Source organism: Pseudoalteromonas sp. S3178, assembly GCF_005886985.1.
Taxonomy (GTDB): domain Bacteria; phylum Pseudomonadota; class Gammaproteobacteria; order Enterobacterales; family Alteromonadaceae; genus Pseudoalteromonas; species Pseudoalteromonas carrageenovora.
On the sequence record NZ_PNCW01000010.1, the window covers coordinates 1 to 23,953 of the forward strand.

The 23,953-nt window shown below is 40.5% G+C and carries 22 protein-coding genes and 3 tRNA genes; 15 read left to right on the forward strand and 10 right to left on the reverse strand.

Features of this window, described 5'->3' with window-relative positions:
* Window positions 1–58: 58 nt before the first annotated feature.
* The 9 genes from CWC11_RS02095 to CWC11_RS02135 all read left to right on the forward strand — a co-directional run bounded on the left by CWC11_RS02095 (window position 59) and on the right by CWC11_RS02135 (window position 7,884).
* Window positions 59–135: transfer RNA gene (locus CWC11_RS02095), tRNA-Asp, on the forward strand.
* Window positions 136–172: 37 nt separating this feature from the next.
* Window positions 173–249 (forward strand) — tRNA-Asp (locus tag CWC11_RS02100).
* A gap of 53 nt (window positions 250–302) precedes the next feature.
* Window positions 303–379: transfer RNA gene (locus CWC11_RS02105), tRNA-Asp, on the forward strand.
* A 239-nt stretch (window positions 380–618) separates the two neighbouring features.
* The gene (locus CWC11_RS02110; RefSeq protein ID WP_138681396.1) at window positions 619–1,332 is read left to right on the forward strand and encodes a response regulator transcription factor; all 714 of its coding nucleotides are present in this window, start codon (window positions 619–621) and stop codon (window positions 1,330–1,332) included.
* Complete coding sequence (locus tag CWC11_RS02115; protein WP_138681397.1) at window positions 1,329–2,684, forward strand: HAMP domain-containing sensor histidine kinase; 1,356 nt, start codon at window positions 1,329–1,331, stop codon at window positions 2,682–2,684. The genes CWC11_RS02110 and CWC11_RS02115 overlap by 4 nt, the downstream gene beginning before the upstream one ends.
* 112 nt (window positions 2,685–2,796) lie before the next feature.
* Window positions 2,797–4,836, forward strand: a complete 2,040-nt coding sequence (locus CWC11_RS02120) for a TonB-dependent receptor domain-containing protein (RefSeq protein ID WP_138681398.1) — start codon at window positions 2,797–2,799, stop codon at window positions 4,834–4,836.
* 17 nt (window positions 4,837–4,853) lie between these two features.
* Window positions 4,854–5,987 carry a PepSY-associated TM helix domain-containing protein gene (locus CWC11_RS02125; protein WP_138681399.1) on the forward strand — a complete coding sequence of 378 codons (1,134 nt, stop codon included), beginning with the start codon at window positions 4,854–4,856 and terminating at the stop codon, window positions 5,985–5,987.
* Window positions 5,988–6,187: 200 nt separating this feature from the next.
* Complete coding sequence (locus tag CWC11_RS02130; RefSeq protein WP_138681400.1) at window positions 6,188–6,778, forward strand: ABC transporter ATP-binding protein; 591 nt, start codon at window positions 6,188–6,190, stop codon at window positions 6,776–6,778.
* On the forward strand, window positions 6,775–7,884 hold the full coding sequence (locus CWC11_RS02135; protein ID WP_138681401.1) for a DUF6136 family protein: 1,110 nt from the start codon (window positions 6,775–6,777) through the stop codon (window positions 7,882–7,884). Before CWC11_RS02130 ends, CWC11_RS02135 begins: the two co-directional genes overlap by 4 nt.
* 14 nt (window positions 7,885–7,898) lie before the next feature.
* Here CWC11_RS02135 and fadE read toward each other — a convergent pair whose 3' ends face one another.
* Window positions 7,899–10,355 carry an acyl-CoA dehydrogenase FadE gene (gene fadE / locus CWC11_RS02140; protein ID WP_138681402.1) on the reverse strand — a complete coding sequence of 819 codons (2,457 nt, stop codon included), beginning with the start codon at window positions 10,353–10,355 and terminating at the stop codon, window positions 7,899–7,901.
* A 297-nt stretch (window positions 10,356–10,652) separates the two neighbouring features.
* Here fadE and CWC11_RS02145 point away from each other — a divergent pair, with 297 nt between their 5' ends.
* The gene (locus tag CWC11_RS02145; RefSeq protein WP_138681403.1) at window positions 10,653–11,417 is read left to right on the forward strand and encodes a class II glutamine amidotransferase; all 765 of its coding nucleotides are present in this window, start codon (window positions 10,653–10,655) and stop codon (window positions 11,415–11,417) included.
* Between the two features lie 99 nt (window positions 11,418–11,516).
* On the opposite strand, the gene CWC11_RS02150 is transcribed toward CWC11_RS02145, so the two are convergent.
* The 5 genes from CWC11_RS02150 to cmoA all read right to left on the reverse strand — a co-directional run bounded on the left by CWC11_RS02150 (window position 11,517) and on the right by cmoA (window position 15,873).
* Window positions 11,517–12,323, reverse strand: coding sequence for a DUF3108 domain-containing protein (locus tag CWC11_RS02150; protein WP_373864953.1), 807 nt, complete (start codon window positions 12,321–12,323; stop codon window positions 11,517–11,519).
* Complete coding sequence (purN, locus tag CWC11_RS02155) at window positions 12,277–12,924, reverse strand: phosphoribosylglycinamide formyltransferase (protein ID WP_058548297.1); 648 nt, start codon at window positions 12,922–12,924, stop codon at window positions 12,277–12,279. Before purN ends, CWC11_RS02150 begins: the two co-directional genes overlap by 47 nt.
* Complete coding sequence (gene purM / locus CWC11_RS02160) at window positions 12,924–13,976, reverse strand: phosphoribosylformylglycinamidine cyclo-ligase (RefSeq protein ID WP_058548296.1); 1,053 nt, start codon at window positions 13,974–13,976, stop codon at window positions 12,924–12,926. Before purM ends, purN begins: the two co-directional genes overlap by 1 nt.
* 190 nt (window positions 13,977–14,166) lie before the next feature.
* Window positions 14,167–15,135: a tRNA 5-methoxyuridine(34)/uridine 5-oxyacetic acid(34) synthase CmoB gene (gene cmoB, locus CWC11_RS02165; protein ID WP_002959991.1), complete on the reverse strand. Its 969-nt coding sequence runs from the start codon at window positions 15,133–15,135 to the stop codon at window positions 14,167–14,169.
* A gap of 12 nt (window positions 15,136–15,147) precedes the next feature.
* Window positions 15,148–15,873: a carboxy-S-adenosyl-L-methionine synthase CmoA gene (cmoA, locus tag CWC11_RS02170; RefSeq protein ID WP_002959989.1), complete on the reverse strand. Its 726-nt coding sequence runs from the start codon at window positions 15,871–15,873 to the stop codon at window positions 15,148–15,150.
* Between the two features lie 116 nt (window positions 15,874–15,989).
* Here cmoA and CWC11_RS02175 point away from each other — a divergent pair, with 116 nt between their 5' ends.
* Complete coding sequence (locus tag CWC11_RS02175) at window positions 15,990–16,679, forward strand: DUF3334 family protein (RefSeq protein WP_058548293.1); 690 nt, start codon at window positions 15,990–15,992, stop codon at window positions 16,677–16,679.
* Window positions 16,680–16,919: 240 nt separating this feature from the next.
* Here the strand turns inward: CWC11_RS02175 and CWC11_RS02180 are convergent, their stop codons facing one another.
* Both CWC11_RS02180 and CWC11_RS02185 read right to left on the reverse strand, forming a co-directional pair.
* On the reverse strand, window positions 16,920–17,414 hold the full coding sequence (locus CWC11_RS02180; protein WP_138681404.1) for a M48 metallopeptidase family protein: 495 nt from the start codon (window positions 17,412–17,414) through the stop codon (window positions 16,920–16,922).
* Window positions 17,415–17,427: 13 nt separating this feature from the next.
* On the reverse strand, window positions 17,428–18,276 hold the full coding sequence (locus CWC11_RS02185) for a DUF72 domain-containing protein (RefSeq protein WP_138681426.1): 849 nt from the start codon (window positions 18,274–18,276) through the stop codon (window positions 17,428–17,430).
* A 249-nt stretch (window positions 18,277–18,525) separates the two neighbouring features.
* Between CWC11_RS02185 and aspS the strand changes: the two genes are divergently transcribed.
* The 3 genes from aspS to CWC11_RS02200 all read left to right on the forward strand — a co-directional run bounded on the left by aspS (window position 18,526) and on the right by CWC11_RS02200 (window position 21,320).
* Window positions 18,526–20,304 carry an aspartate--tRNA ligase gene (gene aspS, locus CWC11_RS02190; RefSeq protein ID WP_138681405.1) on the forward strand — a complete coding sequence of 593 codons (1,779 nt, stop codon included), beginning with the start codon at window positions 18,526–18,528 and terminating at the stop codon, window positions 20,302–20,304.
* 159 nt (window positions 20,305–20,463) lie between these two features.
* Window positions 20,464–20,694, forward strand: coding sequence for a hypothetical protein (locus CWC11_RS02195; RefSeq protein WP_058548290.1), 231 nt, complete (start codon window positions 20,464–20,466; stop codon window positions 20,692–20,694).
* Between the two features lie 29 nt (window positions 20,695–20,723).
* Entirely contained in the window at window positions 20,724–21,320 is a 597-nt protein-coding gene (locus tag CWC11_RS02200) for a pentapeptide repeat-containing protein (RefSeq protein ID WP_138681406.1), read from the forward strand.
* An 86-nt stretch (window positions 21,321–21,406) separates the two neighbouring features.
* Here CWC11_RS02200 and CWC11_RS02205 read toward each other — a convergent pair whose 3' ends face one another.
* Window positions 21,407–21,730: a hypothetical protein gene (locus CWC11_RS02205; RefSeq protein WP_138681407.1), complete on the reverse strand. Its 324-nt coding sequence runs from the start codon at window positions 21,728–21,730 to the stop codon at window positions 21,407–21,409.
* A gap of 126 nt (window positions 21,731–21,856) precedes the next feature.
* On the opposite strand from CWC11_RS02205, the gene CWC11_RS02210 reads away from it, so the two are divergent.
* Window positions 21,857–22,600 (forward strand): alpha/beta fold hydrolase domain-containing protein, encoded by a 744-nt coding sequence (locus tag CWC11_RS02210; protein WP_138681408.1) that lies wholly within the window; start codon window positions 21,857–21,859, stop codon window positions 22,598–22,600.
* 62 nt (window positions 22,601–22,662) lie between these two features.
* On the opposite strand, the gene CWC11_RS02215 is transcribed toward CWC11_RS02210, so the two are convergent.
* Window positions 22,663–23,865: a bifunctional alpha/beta hydrolase/OsmC family protein gene (locus CWC11_RS02215; protein WP_138681409.1), complete on the reverse strand. Its 1,203-nt coding sequence runs from the start codon at window positions 23,863–23,865 to the stop codon at window positions 22,663–22,665.
* Window positions 23,866–23,953: the final 88 nt, after the last annotated feature.

Genomic DNA, 23,953 nt, shown 5'->3' on the forward strand with positions numbered 1-23,953 from the left:
CGAGTCCCGTCCACTCCGCCACTATTTAAACACTGTTATGTTACAAAATTTGTATGCTGGAGTGGTAGTTCAGTTGGTTAGAATACCGGCCTGTCACGCCGGGGGTCGCGGGTTCGAGTCCCGTCCACTCCGCCAACAAATTTAGTAATGACAAGTAATATGATATCTCTGCGGAGTGGTAGTTCAGTTGGTTAGAATACCGGCCTGTCACGCCGGGGGTCGCGGGTTCGAGTCCCGTCCACTCCGCCATTTGATATCGTAACAAAATTAGTAAGTGCATTACCCCATGCACATACCACTGCGGAGTGGTAGTTCAGTTGGTTAGAATACCGGCCTGTCACGCCGGGGGTCGCGGGTTCGAGTCCCGTCCACTCCGCCACTTGTTATTTCCTCAATAGCAAGTTTATAAACTCCTTAGTTAAATAATTCCATTAAAAACCTCTATGTAAGCTTTTTAGCAGTTAAACTTCAGTCTTTAAATTATCTTTTATGTTCCTCCTTTATATGATCATTAAGTTTATGTAGATAACAAACAATAGTTGATTCAGTGTTTTTGATATTGATTTGTATTTCTATTTGCTTTAAGTTCTTTGCATTCGATCACTAACTAGGTTTGATATGCCAAGTTCTCTAGCATTTCAGCACGCAACCCCCGAATTTGAAATTTTAGTCGTTGAAGATGATAACTTGCTCAACGAGCAAATGAGCGAGTTACTAACCGCTCAAGGTTATGCTGTGACGTCGTGTTTTGATGGTGATGATGCATTGCACCTTGCAGTAACTAAAAGTTTTAACCTGATCTTATTAGATGTTATGTTGCCGGGAAAAGATGGTTTAACTATGTTAAATATCTTGCGCAGTTGTAATAACATTCCGGTGATTATTGTTTCGGCTAAGCATGCAGAAGAGGAGCGAATTAAAGGGTTATCTGCAGGGGCTGATGATTATCTTGCCAAACCATTTAATAGCCAAGAACTGCTTTTACGCGTCGATTCTGTGCTAAGACGCGTGTTTAAACAAGACGGTAAAGCACCTTATGTTGCTAATATTGATGGGCTTGAAGTTAACAGTTTACACCAACAGGTGAGCTTACATGGTTCAGTGGTATCCTTTACGCCTATTGAATTTGGTTTATTACATATTTTGATTAAAAATCAGGGGCAGATATTGCTAAAACCTTTTTTATATCAAGTGGTATTAAATAAACGTTTTAGTCAATATGATCGTAGCTTAGATATGCATATGAGCCGAATACGTAAAAAACTAAATAATGCGGGCTGGGATGGAGCGCGTTTGCAAACTGTACACGGCAAGGGGTATTGCATTAAATGACCCGGCGTTTATTTTGGAAACTATGTTTAATTATTGGCACCGGCGTGGTGGCCATGTTTTATTTAATCAATGTTGCAGTTACTCACTTTGAAAACGATATGAGTATGCTCTCAGAGCCAAGTCGTGCGCAATTACTTGAATGGCAGAAGCAGGCAGAAGATATTTTACACCAAGATGATATTGAGGCACTTGAGCTATGGGTAAGTGACTTACAACAGCAAGAGAATATTTGGGCTGTAATTGCCCGAGCGGATGTGGTTGAGTTGGCTGGCAATCGAAACCACCGTTATGAATATACCGGTTACAACCTTGGTCGTAGTATTGATTGGAAAATTCACCTGTATTTTGATCACGCCCCAGTGGTGCAATTACCTTTCACTCATAACGAAGCAAGTTTAGTAGTTCAGTTGCCTGAGCGTATGCGCCCAGGTTCACTGTGGAATGCTACACGCTTATCATTACAGGTTTTTTTACCTATGCTGATTTTAGTGTGCTTATCCATTGTGTTATATCGCCATATTATGCATCCCATTAGAGAAATGGACAGTGCCACTCGCGCATTTAGTTCAGGAGATTATAGTGTTAGGATCAGAAAACAGTTTGGCTCTCGCAAAGATGAATTAACCCAGTTGGCAGCAACTTTTGATTTAATGGCTGAGAGGATAAGCGAGCAGATCATGCATCAAAGAGTGCTGTTAACCGATCTATCCCACGAATTACGTACACCACTAACGCGCTTAGATATTGCAACAGACAACTTATTAGCCAAGCAGCACGAATTTTCTCTCGAAAACCAAGCGAAATTAGAGCGCATTCATAAAGAGTCGTTACATATACGTAAACTGGTTGAAGATACCTTGACTTTATCTTGGCTCGATAATGAATCACCTCAGCTGCGAGTAGAATCGCTTGATATTGTAGATTTACTTGAAATATTAATTGAAGATGCACGCTTTGAATACCCCGATAAGCGAATAATAGCCCAGTTACCCAGTCAAGCGCTTATTGAAAATAGCAATCATAGGGCGCTTGGCCAAGCCATTGAAAATATATTAAGAAATGCACTGCGCTATACCCCCAAAAATAAACAGGTTGATATCAGCTGCCACGATAGTGGTGACCGATACCGGATTATTATTGCCGATCAAGGTCCCGGGGTTCCTGAGCACTATTTAAATACTATTTTTAGACCCTTCTTTCGTGTTGACTCTTCTCGTTCGCGTAACAGCGATAGCTTTGGTTTGGGGTTAGCTTTAGCTCAACGTCAATTAAATGCGATTGCAGCAGAGGTGGTAGCAAATAATAACACAGCAGGTGGCTTGAGCATGACACTATGGGTGCCAAAAAAATAGACTAATAAAGGCATATTATATTTATGTTTAAAATGTAACAAATGTAAAATTGCTATACATAACCATAAAAGGTAATGATAATCCTTTTTATTTACAAAAAAGGACACTTACCTTGAAAAAGTTAGCCCTAGCCAGCGCTATTGCTGGTGTATTTAGCTTATCTGCTTTTGCTGAACAACAAAACGAAACAACAAAAACATCAGTTGAACAAATTACGGTTGTGGGCTCTGCCACTAACCTCACCATTTCGGCCGAAGAAATTGAACAGTATCAGGCTAACGATTTAGCCGATATCTTCCGCTACTCACCTTCTGTAAGCGTAGGCGGCTCGGTTGGTGTTGCACAAAAAATTTATATTCGTGGTGTTGAAGATTCTTTATTAAACATCACAGTGGATGGCGCTCAACAAACATCAACACTATTTCATCATATTGGCCGTGTGACAATTGATCCTGATTTATTACAACAAATCGATGTTCAAGCCGGTGCTGGCGAAGCAACCAGTGGCCCAGGTGCTATAGGTGGTTCGATTCGGTTTAAAACAAAAAATGCACAAGATTTATTACAAGACGACGAACAGTTTGGCGGACGTGTTAAAGCTAGTTACTTTTCGAACGATGGCACTCGCCTTAGTGGTAGTGCCTATGGCAAGTTAAGTGATACTTGGGGTGTTTTAGGCTACTTTAGCACCATTGAGCGCGATAACATGAAAGATGGTAATGGAGATACCATTTATGGGACTGCAGCAGATCAAGACATGTTATTTATTAAAGCCAGCGGTGAGCTTGCCAATAATCATTACTTGTCGCTTAGTATCGAGCAACGTGATGAAGAAGGTGAGTTTTCGGCACGTCCAAACTGGGCTGTACAAGAAGGCGGAGCGTTATACCCAAGTGAGGCCCAGCGTGATACTTACGTTGCAAATTATATCTTCTCTTATAGTCAGTTATTACATTTAGAAGTGAGTGCATATCAAACTGAATCATCTTTTGAAGGTGGACGTTTTGCATGGCTTGCCGATATTGATACCTATGGTTTTGATATTAGAAATACCAGCATTATTGATGAACATAAATTTACCTATGGTGTTGATTACCGTGATGATGAGGTCAGCAGTGGATCAGCTTCTGGTGCGAAAGAGAATGCTGAGCAAGGCAGTGTTTTAGGTGTATATGCTCAAGGTTATAGCGATATTACACCCCAGTTATTACTGAGCTACGGGGTACGCTACGACAGCTATAAATTCCAACAACAAATTTTATTAGATGAATATTATGGTACGCCTATCACAGAAAGTGCATCAAGTTTAGATGACAGTGAAGTGAGCTTTAATGTGGGCTTAGCCTACGATATAAATGAAGCGTGGACGTTCGGCATAGGTTATGCTGAAGCTGCAAGAGGAAAACAAATTGGTGATGGTTTTACCCTAGATGGGTATTTGTATGATGGCTCTGATGCACCTGTTGTATCTGAAAGCTTGGTTCCTGAGACAGTAACAAATATTGAAGCCTCAATCGCGTACTCAAGTGCAAATTTATCAGCTAAAGCCAGTATTTATCACTCAGCCTTAGATGATGTGATTTTTGAAGGGTATGAAGGGAACTCGGTATACAACAATATTGGTACGCTTAATACCAAAGGATTTGAGTTTGACCTAGCTTATCGAGTACAAGCATTTGACTTCTTCTTGGGTTTTTCTGCTGCAGATACTGAGCTTGAACCACGTAATGGCATATATTCTGTAAACTATGATGCAATTGATATTAATGGTTACGAGTTTGTTGGCTTAGGTAATAGCCGAGGTAATACTTGGGTTGCTGGCGTTGATTATTCGATTAATACCGATGCCAAGGTTGGTTTAAGTGTAACTAAAGTGGACTCACTAGATATAGAGACATTACATCAAGCGGTTGATTTAGGTTGGACTGATTCAATCTATACATTAAATAAGCCAAGCTACACTACAGTTGATATTTATTCTCAGTGGCATGTCACAAATGAATTATTATTGAATGTGGCAATTACGAATTTATTCGACTCGCTTTATATCGATCATTCAAGCGTTGGCGACTATGGTGAAGTTTTCCCTACCGTTGTTGGGCCTTATGAAGCTGGACGTGATATTCGCTTATCTGTCTCATATCAGTTTTAAGACATAGTTTTAATTTTATGTTTTTAAAATTATTTAAAAAGTGGGTCTTTTGGGCCCACTTAGTTATTGGTGTTTTAGCGGGCTTATTTATTTTTAGCATGGCTTTGACAGGTGCTATCTTAACTTATGAACGACAAATCGTAGAGCTCAGTGAAATGCGCTTTACGGTTGACTCTGTTAACCAACAACAAACTTTATCAACAGATGAGGTTGTGGCTATTTTGCAAAAAAAGCATCCAGATGAGCCACATATTTATATTCGTTGGGTAAATAGAGAAGGGGCCGCTATTCCAGCGTGGGCTGGTAAGCATAGTTATTTACTACATCCTTATACTGGTGTTGTGCTACGAGAGGGTGAGGGGGGGGCCGCAGACTTTTTCCATGTTGTTACTGACCTGCATCGATATTTATTGTTGCACGGACCAGCACAAGTTGTAGGAAAAAATATCAATGGTTATGCCAATCTATTGTTTATCTTTTTATTGCTATCTGGAGCCTACCTTTGGATCCCGAAACGATTTAATCGCTCGGCACTAAAAGGCCGTTTATTATTAGCAAAAAAATATAAACATACTCAACAACGAGATCGGCAATGGCACTTTGCATTTGGCTTTTGGTGTTTGCCTATCTTATTGGTGTTATCGTTAACAGCAACGTTGTTTCATTTTGATTGGGCCAATAAAGCTTTATATGGCGCATTTTCTCAAGATGTACCAGTAAGAGAAAGGCATCCGTCAGTATCCGATTTATCGGCCGATATACAGCCTTATGAAGTATTATTGCAACAGGCTAAAACGCACGCACGTAATAATGGTGCTGCTGATTGGTATTCTATCTGGGTAGAGTTAGGCAACAAAAAGCATGAAGCAAGGTTTTATATTGATACCAGCATTGGTCACCGGCAGGAGCTAGCCTATTCGTTGTACTTAGATACCAAAACCGGAGATCAAATAAAAACTTTAAGAAAATCAGATTGGTCGCCTGGTGATCAAGCATGGGGCACTGCACGGTTTTTACATACAGGTGAATATTTTGGTGTAATTGGGCAAACAATTGCTGGTATTGCTTCTCTTTTGTGCTGTTTATTAGTTTACACCGGTATAGTTTTAGCGTGGCAGCGTTTAGGTCCTAGACGTAAAGTTAAAACATAGCAGAGCGAATATAAGCAGATAAAATATTTCGTCACAAGCCGCTTTAATTTTATTAAGGCGGCTTTTTCATTTGTGCGGATTGCAAAACATAACAACTTAACCCAACATATTGCTGATGGTGCGCAAAAGAATAGTGTTACATAACAGTGAATAGCGCTTTTTGTTATGCTGCTGTAATGGTCTAATAAATAGAGAAAATAATGTTACAAGTCAAAGGATTATATAAGCAGTTTGGACATACTATTTTGTATGAAAATTATAATAGACAATTTTTAGCGCCAAAGATTTGCATTGAAGCATCTAATGGCCAAGGGAAAACAACTTTATTGATGATGCTGGCGGGGCTTGAAACTTATCAAAGTGGTGAGCTTTTGTTTTCTGGAAGCGCATTAACCGAACCACATAAGCAAGTTGCTATAGCCTCAGACTGTATTGCTTTACCCGACTTCTTAACAGCAAAGCAAATAATTAACTTATCCTCAAATACATTTGGCTGTCGTTGGCCGGCAGCTATAGTTGATGGATTTAGTTTTAATGAATTTCTAAATACACGTTTTGACGCCCTTTCATCAGGCAATCAAAAGAAATGTCAGTTAATTTTAGCGCTTATGCGCGATGCACCGTATTTACTGTTAGATGAACCCAGTGCAGCTCTTGATCAAGCGAGTATTGAGTATTTATTAATTTTGCTTGATGAATATTTAGTAAATCAGCCACATGGTCAAATAATTATTACCTGTCACGAGCCAGCTCCTTTTGTAAGACATGGCTTTGAGTGTATGCCTTTATGATTTCAAATTTAAAACAATCAATTGGCCAATACCGCTCTTTTATGGATTATCGTTTACAGGCATATAAAACTGAACTTATGCAATTATTTTTACAACTGAAACGCTTCGGGTTGTTATTTTTAGTGGTGTTAGGCTCGTCAGTACTAGGTTTAATATTGCTACTATTTTTAGGGCTTGGAAAAATTATTGATAGTAGTGATACACCTCAATATGGTGCGCAGATGGCTTGGCTGTATTTGTTGCTACAAAGTGTAATGTTGAGCGCAATGAAGTCTGCAATAAAAAACTCCGCCCAACGAGCGTTTCAACAGACATTGGTAAGGCGGTATTGGCTTGGTTTGATGGATATAAAGCTTATGCTGCTAAGTAATGGCTGGTTGATTGCAAGCCTTGTTATCGCGATTGACCTGAGTATAAACCAGTGGCTTAGAGTGCCGCATTTTTTTGTGTTTTTACTATTACAATTTACGCTCGGCATTTTATGCTTATACAAACCAATATCGCTTGTTTATGGATTTTTATTATCAGCAATGTGGCTTATGTTACCGTTTGATGTAAGCCCACTAATTTATCAGTGTGGGTTTGTGCTGTTGTTTGCGTTAAGTACCTTAATGGTACCTTTTAATTTTGCAGCTAAGTTAGAGATGAGCTCACTTACAGGCTTTTGGCTAATGTTTTTTATACACAACAGCTGGACTTTGATTTGGCGAGGTGCTTTATTACTGTCCCTATTTATGGCATTTGAGGTATTACTACAAGAGCGCGCTAATTTAGCAGTTATATTCAGTGTTTTGTCATTTGCTTTTGTGGTGTTGTTTAGTAGTTCATTACAATTTGATTGTAGTCAGCTACATCAAAAATATAGTGTGTTTTTTAAAATGCAGAATAAGCAAACGGCATTTTTTATTGGCCAATTTGTTCCTAGTTTAATCGTGCTCTTACTTTCGCTTATTGTTTTTTTTGCTTTATTTAACCAAGCAAGTGGCGTGCTGCTATTAACTGGTATTATTTGGTGCGGACTCCAACAAGCTATCGCGCAAAAAAAACCAGCGCATTATGCGCTGGTTTGGATGGTTATAACAGGCTTGTTATTAGCTTTGTATTAACTGCTTATAATCAGTTAAGCTGCATCTGCCTTTTTGTCTTCGCTTTTACGTGCGGCTTTGCCTGCTAATAAATCAGCTGGGTCAAAGTCATCAACGTTAATTACGTCTAAACGGGCTTTTTCTACAGCAGCTAATTTATCAGCTTCTGCTTGACTTAATATGCCAGCTTCAAGGCCCATTTGCGCTACTTTATCAAGTTGAAAGAATGGCAGTTTAAGCCCTTTCTCTTTACACACTCGCTCAAATAACGGCTCTACAGCCAGTACGTCTTTAAGTGTTTGCTCTTGACGGCCTACTAAATTAAGAGGTTCGTCAGTTAAGTAAACATAGCTTGCTAAACGGTTACGCGTTTCGCTAGGTACTTGTAGTAGTTGTGCTAATTTATGCTCAAGTTTGTCTGTAGGTTTACGAACTGGGCGACCAAACGGGAATAACAATACTTTTAGTACGCCACGTAGTGGGGCAGATGGCATGTTATTGATTAAATCAGCAAGTGCACGTTGGCAGTGGTAAAGATGATCCTGACAACTCCATTGTACAAGTGCAAAATCTTCTTTTTTACGACCTTCATCGTTGTAACGCTTAAGCGTTGCAGACACTAAGTAAAGGTAGCTTAGTAAGTCACCTAAACGTGCTGAAATACGCTCTTTACGTTTAAGAGAGCCACCAAATACCGCCATACTAATGTCAGACATAAGTGCAAGTGATGCACTAAAGCGAGACGCAATTCGGTAAAACTCAGCCGTTTCGTCTTTATAAGGTACGCTTGTGAAACGTGCACCTGTCAATGCAAGCCACTTAGTACGTACAAGGTTCGACATAGTAAAGCCAATGTGGCCCATTAGCGCTTTATCAAATACGTTAAGCGCTTCTTCGCGGTCTTCAATTTCACATGCGCCAAGCTCTGTTAGTACAAATGGATGACAGCGAATTGCACCTTGACCATAAATAATCATATTACGGGTCAAGATGTTTGCACCTTCAACGGTAATGGCAATTGGTGCGCCTTGATAGCCACGACCTAAATAGTTATTTGGCCCAAGCATGATGCCCTTGCCGCCAAGTACATCCATTGCATGAATGGTTGAGTCGCGCATTTGCTCAGTAAGGTGGTATTTAATAATAGCTGAAACAACCGATGGCTTTTCACCTAAATCAACTGCACCGGTAGACATGCTAACAGCTGCATCTGAGCTGTAAGCGTAACCTGCAAGTTTAGCCAAAGATTCTTCAACACCTTCCATTTTACCAATAGGTAAGCGGAACTGACGACGAATACGGCTATAAGCGCCTGTAGCTAAAGCGATAGTTTTAATGCCACCGGTTGAATTTGACGGCAATGTGATTGCACGGCCAACCGATAAACACTCAACCAGCATACGCCAGCCTTGGCCTGCCATTTCTGGGCCGCCAATAATGTAATCAAGTGGTACAAATATGTCTTTACCGCGAGTTGGGCCATTTTGAAATGGTACGTTAAGCGGAAAGTGACGACGTCCAATTTCTACTCCAGGAGTATCTGTTGGAATAAGTGCACAGGTAATACCCGGCTCTTTAACATCGCTTAATAAACCGTCTGGATCTTGTAGTTTAAATGCAAGACCAAGCACTGTAGCTACTGGTGCAAGTGTAATGTAACGTTTATTCCACGTAAGGCTTACACCTACAACTTCTTCGCCGTTCCATTGTCCTTTACACACAACACCGTAATCAGGAATTGAGCTTGCATCAGAGCCAGCCTCTGGCGAGGTTAGTGCAAAACAAGGGATTTCTTTACCGCTCGCTAAGCGCGGTAAGTAATGATCTTTTTGCTCTTTTGTACCATAGTGCTGTAATAATTCACCCGGGCCTAAAGAGTTTGGTACACCAACAATTGACGAAAGCAGTGTTGATTTACTCGTTAACTTTTGAAGTACACAAGATTGTGCAAACGCAGAGAACTCTAAACCGCCGTATTCCTTTTTGATGATCATGGCAAAAAATTGATTATCTTTTAGGTATTGCCATACATCTTGAGGAAGGTCAGTAAGCTCGTGTGTTGCTTCCCAATCATCTAGCATGCTACATACTACTTCTACAGGGCCATCAATAAAGGCTTGTTCTTCAATAGTAAGTTTAGGGATTGGGTATTGGTGTAGCTTTTTCCAATCTGGGTTACCACAAAATAAATCAGCTTCCCACCACGTAGTACCGGCATCGATTGCTGACTTTTCTGTGTCAGACATGCTTGGCGTTACTTTTTTAAAGGTAGAAAAAATAGGCTTGATTATATATTGCTGACGAATGCCAGTAACAGAAAGAGGAACCGCGATGATCAAAAAGATCAACCAGCTAATTAAACCAAAAGCACCCGCAAAGGTACCAATTAATAAAGTTGCGGCAGAAACACCAAGTGCTGTGTTCCAACTCGCTCTGTGGTAAATCGCGATGCTGAGCAATACGATTAAACCGAGTGTAAATATGAGTGTCATTGCTTATTCCTTAATAGAGGTCAGACCACCTCAGTTAGAGTAGCGCTAGTGAGCCTAAGTTTCAAGTACATTACAGTGTTAAATTATAGTCGAAATAGCCATAATTAATTCACAGCTTCCCTTAAAGAGGAACGAGCATGCATTGCCACTGCATTTAATTCAACGATTAGTTATATTAAAGCGCTAAAAATCAGTAAATCAGCTAGCCAAAAAAGGTTTTTTAAGTAAATATGTCTGCTGTAGCGCAATGTAAAGCACAGCGTTATTTATACGTATTTTTTAAGGGTTAGTTTATTAATGTGTGAATTACTTGGCATGTCAGCCAACGTACCTACCGATATTTGTTTTAGTTTTTCAGGGCTTTTAGAGCGCGGTGGCAATACCGGCCCGCATAAAGATGGTTGGGGTATTACCTTTTACGAAGGTAAAGGTTGTAGAACGTTTAAAGATCCTGAGCCAAGTTATCAATCAGAAATTGCAAAGCTCGTTAAAGCGTACCCAATTAAAAGCGTGTCGGTTATTAGCCATATTCGCCAAGGTAATCGTGGGCGAGTGTGCCTTGAGAACACCCATCCGTTTACACGCGAACTTTGGGGCCGCGAAATTACCTATGCACACAATGGGCAGCTTTCTAATTATCACGACTTAAAACCTGAGTATTATCGCCCAGTGGGCAACACCGACAGCGAGCTGGCATTTTGTTGGTTGCTTGATAAAATTCGTGAAAAATACCCAAAACGCCCCTCAAATATGGCCTCTGTTTTTAGATACGCCGCTAAGCTTTCGCACACGCTGCGTGAAAAGGGTGTATTTAATATGCTGCTTACTGATGGGGTGTTTGTATTAGCGTATTGTACTAATAACTTACATTACATAACGCGCCGAGCGCCATTTGGTAAAGCAACCTTGATAGATGCTGATATGGTAGTTGATTTTAACGAAGAAACCACACCAAACGATGTAGTAACCGTAATAGCTACACGCCCACTCACTAATGATGAGCGCTGGCAAAAAATGCAGCCGGGTGAGTTTGCTTTATTTAAAATGGGCGAGTTAATTTAGCGCTAAATTAAAAACATAAAAAAACGCGATGTAAAATCGCGTTTTTTTATTCAATATACACTTTTACCAGTGTGCATAATTAATTATTGCAAATAGGTGTTATAGCGCCTCTACGCTAGCATCGCTTTTGTCTGCTACAGCTGCAGGAGCTGCGACAGGTTGAGTAACGGTAAACGAGTTCATTTGCACTTCAAACTGCTCCATCCCTTTTTCACCTTTCCACATACGTACTAGCATGTAATCCATTTCAGGAGCAAACCATGCAAGAGCTTGGCGTTTGTCATTATCGTATAAGCGTTTAACTTTAATGGCTTCTACATTGCCAATAGGCAACGAAATCATTTCAGTGCCTGTTACTTCAAAGTTATAGTCGCGGCGGTTACCTTTTTTATCAATAAGCGGAAACGAGAAATTAGTTTCGCCTTTTTTTAGGCCTTCACGTACTTGTACTTGGTACGAAATAGCGTCCTGAAATTCGTCAGTCCACTCGCATTTTAGCGGGTATTCGCTAGTGCTACTTGTAACCACTTTATTTTGCGTATCAAAGTCTATTTTGTAATCTTTATCTGGGCCTGTGCCTGTACGCACCATGTTGTAATGATGTGGGGTAACTTTGCCATCTTTGTATGTAAACTTTGAGGTTTCTTCGCGCGAGTCAGAAAAAATCATCCACTCTATATTGCTGTGATAAGTAAGCTCGTAGTTATTATCGCTTAATTTTTTAAGCTCACGTACGGCTTCACCATGATTTTTACCTTTGCGTAAAATATCATAGCTTGCTTGATACTGTGTTAGTTCGCCTGCAATAAGGCTAGTAGGAAGTAAAGCGCCCGCACATAATAGCAAGGCACTTATTTTTTTATTGTGGGTAGTGCGCGCCGTGTGCAGGAAGTTGTTTTTCGTCAAGAACTGCATAATCTGCTTCCATAGTAAGTCTTTGTTCACTGAACCATTTGACCACCAAAGGATAAATTATATGCTCTTGCTCGTGCACGCGCTTTGCTAATGTCTCTGCTGTATCATCCTTGAGTACAGGTATTTGCGCCTGAAGAATAACCGGACCGCCGTCTAATTCTTCAGTAACAAAGTGAACACTTACGCCATGAACATCGTCTTTTGCATCAATTGCTCTTTGGTGGGTATTCAGCCCCTGATACTTAGGCAACAAAGATGGATGAATGTTCAACATTTTTCCAACATATTTTTGCACTAAGCTAGGAGTAAGAATACGCATAAACCCAGCTAATACAACTAGATTCGGCATAAAAGAGTCGATAACGTTCATTAATTGCGCATCATAGGCTTCGCGCGAGTCAAAATCTTTATGACTCAGCACTTTTGTAGCAATACCTGCTTGTTTAGCACGCTCTAGGCCATAAGCGTCTGCTTTATTGCTAATAACAGCCGCTATATGTCCATTTATCTCGCCACGTTCGCAGGCATCAATGATGGCTTGTAAATTAGAGCCACTACCTGAGATCAAAACTACCAGACGAGTGGGTGCCATTACTTAGCACCACCTACAATTTCTACTTGCTCTTCGCCTGGCGCTGCATCGTGAATTTCACCAAGGTGCCATGCATTTTCGCCTAAGTCTTTTAAAATAGTTAAGCTTTGTTCAAGTTTGTCTGCAGGGACTACTAATACCATGCCAACACCACAGTTAAATGTACGGTACATTTCGTGTGTAGCAATGTTACCGTTTTCTTGTAGCCAGTTAAAAATACTTGGCCACTGCCAGCTATCGCCTTTAACCACTGCCTTTGCAGAACCTGGTAACACGCGAGGAATATTTTCCCAAAAGCCACCGCCAGTAATGTGCGAAAGGGCATGCACGTCAACTTGCTTAAATAACTCAAGTAAAGGTTTAACGTAAATACGTGTAGGCTCTAATAAATGCTCGCCTAATGTTTTACCGTCAATTACTTGGTTTGTATCAGCGTTTGATACTTCAAGTACTTTACGAATTAAAGAAAAACCGTTTGAGTGAGGACCGCTAGATGCAAGCGCAATAAGCTGATCGCCTGCTGCTACTTTAGTGCCATCAATAATTTTAGATTTTTCTACTACACCGGTACAAAAGCCTGCCATGTCGTAGTCTTCACCATCATACATACCTGGCATTTCTGCTGTTTCGCCACCAATTAGGGCACAACCAGAAATCTCACAACCTTTACCAATACCGGTTACTACATCGGCTGCTGTGTCTATATCTAGTTTACCAGTTGCATAGTAATCTAGAAAAAACAGGGGTTCAGCGCCTTGTACTATTAAATCGTTTACACACATTGCAACTAAATCAATACCAACAGTGTCGTGCTTTTTTAAGTCGATAGCTAAACGAAGTTTAGTACCAACACCATCAGTACCAGCAACTAATACAGGTTGCTTGTAACCTTCAGGAATTTCGCAAAGTGCGCCAAAACCACCAATTCCGCCCATAACTTCAGGACGACGAGTTTTTTTCACTACGCCTTTAATACGCTCAACAAGTGCATTACCAGCGTCGATATCTACGCCCGCGTCTTTATAGCTTAGAGACTGTTTTTGTTCGCTCACAGGTTTTCCTCAAAATAGTTGTTTTGGGTTGCTTAGAAACGCGCGTATTTTACAACAATTGCAACTGCGCGGCTAGCGCAAATGTAATTTTGAAATAATAAACAAGGACACTTGTCCGCTGTTTGTTGTTTAAATAAACAAAAAAACGCCCGCAGGCGTTTTTTTAGTATTAAAAGCGTTAAATTAACCGTTACGCTTTTGCGGTTAATATAGCTCTAAGTGGAGCTGGGTAGCCTTCAATGGTTTTACTTGTATCGTTTGGGTCTAAAAAGTCTATTAACGACTCGTTTTCCATCCAATCGGTTTTGCGTTGTTCTTCAAGCGTGGTAATAGCGCAATCTTTTATTTGCACATCTTTAAAGCCAACGCGCTCCATCCACAGTTTTAATGCAGCAGTACTTGGGATAAACCACACATTGCGCATTTTTGCGTAGCGGTCGGTAGGCACGAGTACTGTATTTTCATCGCCTTCAATAACTAAGGTTTCTAGCACTAACTCGCCACCTGGGCGAAGCTGCGCTTTTAACTGCGCTAAAAAATCAATTGGCGAGCGACGATGATAAAGTACCCCCATCGAAAAAACCGTATCAAAGGCTTTAAGTTCCGGTAGGGCTTCTACACCTAGTGGTAATAAATGTACGTTTTCGTCTGGGTTGTAGTGTTTAATAGCCTGAAATTGACATAAAAATAAATCAGACGGGTCAATACCCACTACAAACTCGGCGCCTTCACCGCGCATACGCCATAAATGATAGCCAGAGCCACAGCCAATATCTAACACTGTACGGCCTTTTAATGGCTCAATATGAGGTAGGAGGCGATCCCATTTCCAATCACTGCGCCATTCGGTGTTTATTTCAATACCGTGCACACTAAATGGGCCTTTTCGCCAAGGCATCATTCGCTTTAGTAAATGCGTTGCTTGTTTTTGCTCGCCTTCGCTCATTTCTCCAGGCGCGCCAATTTCTACCTTAGTAGCGACGTCAACATGTGTAGTTTTTACTTCAGGCAAATTTTTAAGTACTTTTTGCCATTTAGGTAAATCACCATGGCTTGCCTCTAACTGCCAATGTTTTAATTGAGCGGGTAGGGTTTCTAGCCAGTGGCTAAGTGGGCTTTGTGCAATTGCAGCGTAAAATTGGTTAAACCATTGAGACATAAATTACTCTTTTTATTTAATTGCTACCATTGAGCAAAAATTAAAACATTGATACCACACCTGTGTCTGGCTAAAGCCAATATCACTTAAACGATTAAAATGAGTGCTGAGTGTATCGGGGCGCATTACGTTTTCAATAGCAGTGCGTTTTTGGCTTATTTCAAGCTCTGAGTAGCCATTGTGACGTTTAAAGTCGTGGTGCAAATCAATTAATAAGTTATCGCATTGCTCGTTTTCGGCTTTAATTTTTTCGCTAAGTAGCAGCACGCCACCGGGCTTTAAGTTAGCGTATATTTTTTCAAGCACGGCTTGGCGCTGAGCATGAGGTATAAATTGCAGCGTAAAGTTCATTGCCACAACCGATGCGTTTTGAATTTCAAGCTCGTTAATATCGCCAAGGGTAACAGTAACCGGCACGTCCGATTTAAACCCTTGTAAATGCATTTTACAACGCTCAACCATGGCCTGTGAGTTATCTACTGCAATAATGTGGCAGTTATCAGTGCGAATATTACGGCGCATACTTAGTGTTACTGCACCTAGCGAGCAACCTAAGTCGTACAGGTTTGAATTACTTTGTGCGTATTCGCCTGCTAATTTACCCATCGTGCTTACAATGGTGGCATAACCAGGCACAGAGCGCTGGATCATATCAGGAAATACTTCAACCACATTTTGGTCAAAGCTAAAATCTTTTACTTGTTGCTCAGAGGCGTAAATACTGTCTTTTATGGTCACGAAGGCAGTCTCTTTAAAAATAATGGCACTATTTTAACATTTTATGCTGGATAGTCAGTGATAAATTCAGTAGCTTGGCTAGAATTATGAATAATAAGTATAAAAGAGAACGTTAAATGAGCAAAAGTAAGATCATCAGCACCGACGATATTTTAGCAACCCTATGTCATTCGGTAACAGGTGTACTCACATCAGCCAGCGGTAACAGCATTAGTTACTCTGCAATGGTACAAAAAATAACCCGCACTTGCATGCGCCCAGACATAGGCTGCTTTGTATTATTTGATGGCGGCTTTACAGGGTTAGTCGTTACAAACTTTACCTCACAAGCAGCGATGGAGATATACGGCGACTACATGCGTAACATGGGTATGCCGGAGGAAGAAATTGCCCACAGCCATTTATCAGACGACGTATCTAATGTATTAGGTGAGCTGATGAACCAAATTGTTGGCGACTTTACTTCTAAAGTACGCGAGCAGTTGCATACTTCTATTACTCAAAACCAGCCAAAAATGATGGCGATTAATAAACAAGTGCAAATATCGGTAGATACCACTATGGATCGACCACAAGCACGCCGCGTAACATTTACAACCAGCAAACAAAATATCTTTTACCTTGAGCTGGCAATGGATAAAACAGAGTTTATTAAACTTCACGACTTTGACATTGTAGATGCAATAGACCCAGACGATATTATTGAAAACGAAGCTAAGCAAAAAGCCGAAAAAGCAAAAGCAAAGTCAAAAGAAGCAGAACAAGATGATGCCGATGACGACTTTATGGCAGGCTTAGGGCTTTAATGTTATGTAGGTTGGGTAGAGCGAAGCGAAACCCAACACGCTTTTGAGCTGCCAGTTTAAAGCTTTCAGCGCTCAGTAGAAAAGTTACCAAAGAGAACGCGATGTTAAATCACGTTCTTTATTACTGAGCACTTTGATTACGAGTTAGGTTGTATTTATATTTTCGCTGACCGCTGACCGCTGACCGCTGACCGCTGACCGCTGACCGCTGACCGCTGACCGCTGACCGCTGACCGCTGATCAATACGGATTCTCACCCATCGCGACTACCACACAAAAAATTCGTAAATCTAACTCTAACTGATGATACAGCGGCTCCATGTGACAACACAGTTTATAAAAGCCTTTGTTGTGGTCTTTTTCTTTAAAATGCGCGAGTTCGTGTACGACTAGTGCTTTTAATAGTGGCTCGGGGGCGCGCAATAAATCGCTGTGAATTGCTAAATCGTGCTTACGGGTTTTACCTTGCATACGGTAGGTGTGAGTACCCAATGCATTGGTGACCATATCACCTTGTTTTTTAAATGCAGCACGACCAAACGGCGGGGCGTTTTTTAAATATTGTTTTTTTAAATCAGTGGCGTAGCTGTAAAGCAGTTTATCGGTGGTTATGGTGTGCGCTTGCGGGTACTTTTTTAGTAAGTAGTTACTTACTTTTTTGTTTTTAATTAGGCTTAATACCTGCTCAACAATATTGGCTGGGTAGCCGGTAAAATAGCGTGCGTATTCACTCATTTTTATTCTCTATTTAAAAAAGCGTAGGCTGGTGGGCTTCTTTTTCACCGCTGAATGGATTTAATACTGGGTGACTGTACGCTAGGTCTTCACAAAATTGGCGTGCAAGTAGTGGCGATTCACGGTTATCGGCAGTATGAAAAAACACATATGGTGTTTTACCCTCATCAAGCCATTGTTTTACTTTACTAAGCCACGGTTTATAAAAGGATTTATAGTCGTTTTGTAAATCGGCTATGACAAAACGCGCCATCGGCTGTGAGCCAGTAGCTATCGCATGTACAGGTAAGTGCGGCTTTTTTTGTTGTGCATCTATTAGTGCCTCAGTGGTTGGCTTAACTGCAAAAAGCGCCCGTGTATCCATAGAAATACGATTTATGTTATTTGCTATTAATAGTTGGTTAAGTGCTACCTCGGCTTCGCCTTTTTTAAAAAACTCAGTATGGCGTACTTCCACCCCGTAATTTAGCTCCTTGGGGAGTAAGCTAATAAACTGGGCGAGCTTAGGTAAATCGTTTGGGCCAAATGCTTTGGGTAATTGCAGCATTATTTGCCCTGTTTTTTCAAGTATTGGAGCAAATAACGTAAGCCAATCGGTAAGCTCTGTTTGTACATTACTAAGCTGTAGCTCGTGGCTAAAGCGACGATGAAATTTAAACGTAAATTTAAAATCGTCGGGTACGCTATTTGCCCAGCGCAATACGGTGCTTGGCGATGGGTCGGCGTAAAAGCTGGTATTGCCTTCAACTGAATTAAAATGCTGGGCGTATTGGCTAAGCATATCGGCGTTTTTACAGTGGCTTGAAAATAAATTGCCTTTCCACGCGTTGCTCGACCACTGAGGGCATCCAATATATAACATATAAATAGCTGATAAATTACTTCGTGACGCAAGTGTACCAAATACATTTGGTAGTTGCTGCAAATTAACATTACAAAGCTAAACACACGCCCTAGCATCTTAATGTTAGTTGAGTATAATGCAGGGCTTAATTTGATTATTTTTAGATTGCTAGCGGCTTTATTTGTATTGTGGTGACCTGTTTTTTAAATCACACGCCTTAAAACAAATAACTTTAACCGTTTAAGCCTTTTATCTGACAGGAAAACTATGCGCTCTATATATTGCGGACAGCTAAATAAAACTCACGTAGATCAAGAAGTTGAACTATGTGGCTGGATCAACAAACGACGTGACCTTGGTGGACTTATCTTTGTCGATTTACGCGATAGAGAAGGTTTAGTACAAGTTGTATTCGATTCTGACATTGAAGAGTTAATGAGCTCTGCTAATACACTTCGTCAAGAATTTTGTGTTCAGTTAAAAGGTATTGTTCGCGCACGTCCAGACAGCCAAGTAAATAAAGACATGGCGACTGGCGAAATCGAAATTTTAGGTAAAGAGCTTAATATTATTAACCGCTCTGAACCGCTGCCACTTGATTTTAACCAAGTAAACTCAGAAGAGCGCCGTTTAAAGTATCGTTACTTAGATTTACGTCGCCTTGAAATGAGCGACCGTATTAAATTACGTGCTAAAGCAAGCAGCTTTGTTCGTCGCTTTTTAGATGAAAACGGCTTTTTAGATATCGAAACACCTGTACTCACTAAAGCAACGCCAGAAGGCGCACGCGATTATTTAGTACCGAGCCGAGTTCATAAAGGTAGCTTTTACGCTTTACCACAGTCACCACAGTTATTTAAGCAATTGTTGATGATGTCGGGTTTTGACCGTTACTACCAAATTGTAAAATGTTTCCGTGATGAAGATTTACGTGCCGATCGCCAACCTGAATTTACTCAAATAGATTTAGAAACCTCGTTCATGAGCTCTGTTCAAGTACGTGGCATGACTGAAAAAATGATTCGTGAAATGTGGCAGTCATTACTAAACGTTGATTTAGGCGACTTCCCAATTATGCCTTACAGCGAGGCAATGAGCCTTTACGGTTCTGATAAGCCAGATTTACGTAACCCAATGAAATTAGTTGATGTTGCTGATTTAGTAAAAGATGTAGAGTTCAATGTTTTCTCGGGTCCGGCTAACGACGAAAAAGGCCGTGTTGCTGTATTAACAGTACCAGGTGGCGCTAAGCTTTCGCGTAAACAACTTGACGATTACACTAAGTTTATTGGTATTTACGGCGCTAAAGGCATGGCGTGGATGAAAGTAAACGACCGTGATGCAGGCGCTGAAGGCGTTCAATCTCCAGTGGCTAAGTTTTTAAACGAAGAGGTAATTACCCAGTTACTTGATCGTACTAACGCACAAACTGGCGATATTATTTTATTTGGTGCCGATAAACGTAACGTTGTAAACGAAGCAATGGGCGCGCTTCGCTTGAAGATTGGTGTTGATTTAGAAATCACTAACCTTGATAGCTGGGCTCCGCTTTGGGTTGTTGATTTCCCAATGTTTGAAGAAGATGACGAAGGCACGTTACATGCTGTGCATCATCCTTTCACCGCACCAAAAGATATTAGTGCAAGTGAGCTTGAAGCAAACCCAGCAGCGGCTATTTCAGATGCCTACGACATGGTATTAAACGGCTACGAAGTAGGTGGTGGTTCGGTACGTATTCACAATGCAGATATGCAAGAAGCCGCATTTAGAATTTTAGGTATTGATGCACAAGAGCAACAAGATAAGTTTGGCTTTTTACTTGATGCACTTAAATATGGTACACCGCCGCACGCAGGTTTAGCATTTGGCCTTGACCGTCTAGTAATGCTTTTATGTGGTACAGATAACATTCGTGACGTTATTGCTTTCCCTAAAACAACTCAAGCGTCATGTTTATTAACTAACGCGCCTAGCAAAGCTAATAGCGATTCGCTTACTGAGCTTGCTATTAACGTAGTAGAAAAAGCAATTCCTAGCGAAGAGTAATTTGCTTAGCTTATTTGCTTTTAGCTAAATTTAAAAACCCTTAAGTTATTGCTTAAGGGTTTTTTTATAGTTAAATTATAGTTAGTTTACTATTTGTACTAATCCACCATGGCATTTAACTAAGCGAATTGGTATTTAGCACTTTGAAAAGGAATTCTTATGTCGTTCAATCTAACTTTATTTGGTGAATTTTTAGCTTTTTTTATTGTGTTGTGCGTGCCTATTTTTGCTGTAGCAAGTTACAAAATAGGTAAACGAAAAAGTACCATGCCCGCAGTTTTAGCCTTTGTTGGTGGGTGCTTAGCGCTATTTCCGTTATTTGCTTTAATTTTTATAGCGTTGTTAGCACTAAAAAAAGACTTACCTAAAAATAACCCCTATGCCCATTAAATACACCTAATTACGGACAAGTACAAACAGTGTTAATTTATAACAATAAGCATTACTACGATCAGCAATTTAGTACCTTGCAGTTAGCAGAGCAAGCAATTGAAAATACTGAATTTGAAGAGTGTACGTTTATAGAATGTGACTTATCGCAGGCGCACTTTAAAACGTGCCGATTTATACAGTGCAACTTTAAAAATTGTAATCTGTCGTCAGTCAAGTGGGGCTACAGCTCGCTTGAAAATGTAAGCTTTAGCCATTGTAAGTTAAACAGCGTGCAATGGGGCGATGCAGATTGGGGAGCGCTAAGCATAAATGCGCCAGTGAGCTTTAATAGTTGTGAGCTCAGTAATAGCTCTTTTTTTGAGTTAACTTTAAAATCTCTGAAATTAATTCACTGCTTTGCAAAAAACGTTGATTTTAGACATGCCGATTTAAAGCAAAGTAAATTTACCGGGACAGATTTTCGCGATAGTGAGTTTTTTCAAACCAATTTAACTAAGTGTGACTTTGTTGGTGCAACTGAGTTTAATATTGATTTAAACAATAATATATTAGCGGGCGCTAAGTTTGAGCGCTTTGAAGCACTTAATTTGCTTACAAGCCTTGATATAGAACTGTGTGACTAATTTACGTTATTTAGAAGCTGCAAAGTGCGAGCTTCTAAATAATGAATAACCTAATATAGAGGTTAAACAGTCGCTTTAGCTAGGTATTAACAGCTAGGGCCATTTTTGTTACGTGCACTTGCAAGTGCACGAGCAATTTCAAGCAGTGCAGGGGTAATATCATCAGCGCCGTCTTTTACAAGCTTAGTTACATCACCCGATGAATATAAGCTATCGCGCGGCGACTTAATACCTAACTCACGAACAAAGTCTTTTGTTTTGCCTGTGCTGCCTGTTTCAATAAATTTAAAAATAATACGCTCGTTATTACTTTTAGGCTCGGCCTGTAACACGGCGATTTCTTCTTTGTAGGTTTCTATTCGACTTTGCAAAATGTCGATACGTTGTTCAATGGTGTTGTATGATTTCATGGGGGTACTTTTCTAAATTAACTAAGAATAATACGCGTATTATCGCATACATTAGCAATGGCGCGCGCTAACCTTTATAGTAAAAGTTATTTTTATTTAAAAACAATAGTTTATATAAGTTTAAACATGCATAAAATAATAAAAAAGTTAATAACATTAAGCGCACTTAGCCTAAGCGCGAGTTTAATTTCACCTTTTAGCTTTGCACAAGACGATGAAATAGTAGATCAAAGTCGCAATCGAACCATACCTATCAATATCACACTTCCAAATAACAGTAATACATGCAGCGCGCAGATAAAGTGCCCTGTAGCTTTTATTAATGCGGGCTACGGCATTAGCCACAATGGGTACGAGTTTGCGAGTAAGCTGTTTAACGCACACGGTTATTTAAGCATTGCAGTAGCGCATGAACTTAAAACCGACCCTGCGCTTAATCGTATGCAGCCATATTTAACTACCCGCATGGAAAACTGGCACCGCGGTGTAGTAACACTTAAGTTTTTAGTTAATCAGCTAAGTGCGCAATACCCTGAGTATGATTTTACTAAACTTACTTTGTTTGGGCACTCTAATGGCGGTGATATATCAGCTTTATACGCTTCAATTTATCCAGGAGAAGTAAACCAAGTAATTACACTGGATCACCGTCGCATTTTGATCCCGCGTAATAAAAATATACGCGTACTGACACTGCGCGGTAGTGATTACCCAGCTGACGCTAACGTGCTATTAAACGATACAGAGCTTAAAGAGTTTCCGGTTAGCCAAGTAACGATAGAAAAATCCCGACATAACGATATGTACGATGGCGGGCCAGCGTGGCTGGTGGAGAGAATGAGTAAAGAAGTAGGGGCGTTTTTAAATTAATAAAACTTGTAGAGCTTTACTTTATTAGATAGCGCAGCCATGGCTGCGCTATTGTGTTTTAGTTACTCAACTAACTCACTGACAACAAGGGGGCTGTTATGCAGGGTTTTATGTACTGGGCATTTGTCGGCTATTTCTAGCAGACGTTGGCGCTGTGCTTCGGTTAAATCGCCACGTAGGGTAATTTTACGGGTGATGGCTTCAAGGTTTTGCGTGGATTCACCGTTGTTGCAATCTTGGTAGTAGTCACGCGTGTGTTCAAGCTCTACTTTTACATGATCAAGCGGCAGTTTTTTTAATGTTGCGTACATACGCAGTGTCATCGAGGTACATGCGCCTAAACCTGCGAGTATATGATCATATGGATCAGGGCCTAAATTATTGCCGCCTACCTTTAATGGTTCGTCGGCTATCCACGTATGGTCTTTTGTACTTACGTGCTGGGTAAAAATATGATCTTTTTCTTCTACTAAGACTTTTCCACCTTCTAATTTTGCACTGTAGCCGGTTTTATCATATTTAACATATCGGTTTGCCCAATTAGCAATAATAGTCGCTGCGTAATCGGCGTCATTTTTATTGCTTAATAAGTGATCGGCGTTATCTAGGCTTATAAAACTTTTAGGATGTTTAGCTGATGCGTAAATTTTTTCGGCTTCAGAAATATTCACTGTTGCATCAACAGGGGAGTGCATAACCAATAGCGCGCGTTTTAATTTGCCTATATGGCTACGATCGTATTTTGCTATGTCGTCTACAAATTGCTTTTTAATGGTAAACTCACGACCAGCTAAGCTTACTTTAGCTTCACCCGCGGCGTTAATTTCATCTAAATGCGCTTCAAAATTATGCGCTACATGCTGCGCATCTGATGGTGCTCCAATAGTTGTAATCGCTGATATTTCAGGAATGTGTTCAGCGGCAGCAAGTACGGCTGCGCCGCCTAAGCTGTGGCCAATTAATAACTGTGGGGCTTCGAAGTTTTTACGTAAGTGATCGGCTGCGGCAACTAAGTCTTGAATGTTTGAAGAAAAATTACTGTTGGCAAAGTCGCCATCGCTATTACCAAGGCCGGTAAAATCAAAACGCAGTACGGCTATGCCTTGTTGCGTTAATGCTCGGCTGATACGCGTTGCGGCAGCAATATCTTTACCGCAAGTAAAGCAGTGGGCAAAGAGTGCATAAAATTTTATGTCGCCTGATGGGCGTTCGAGTTGGCCGGCAAGTTCTAAATCACCGCTTTTAAAAGATACTTTTTGTCGCATGGATGAGCCTTAGTGTCACAATTAAATACGTTACAATGATAGACCAGATATAAGCACTAATGTGTGCAAAATCAATGTTTATTATACT